Below are 316 nucleotides of genomic sequence, written 5' to 3'. Positions count from 1 at the left end.
GCTTAAGAACAAGGATGCTCCGGTTCTCATGCCGGTAGAGTGACATTCGGTGCGGTGGCGACGCACCAGTGCACCCTATACTGATAACTCGTTGGCATGATCGTCGCTCTCGTATCTAGCGTGCCGGTCGGACGCCACCTCCCGCAAAAGGACGTTATCATGCGCAAGAATCATGGAATGGGTCTCTTGTCCTCCGGGCGCAAGTACTAATCGCCGACGAACTTGACCGTCTCGTCGAGCGGGACGCGGCCTGTCCGGGGGTAACTTCCGGTGGGGTCCTCGTACCCGATCGACATGCCGCAGAAGAGGATGAGCC

The 316-nt window shown here is 58.9% G+C and carries 1 pseudogene; it reads right to left on the bottom strand.

Annotated elements, in window-relative coordinates:
* Window positions 1-206 precede the first annotated feature (206 nt).
* Window positions 207-316, bottom strand: a pseudogene (locus ACPYOI_RS36105) (nitroreductase); the annotation flags it as partial.

The organism is Rhizobium sp. SVR5-2C (assembly GCF_056755115.1).
Note: the sequence above shows the minus strand (reverse complement) of the source record. Positions and strands in the feature narration are given on the sequence as shown.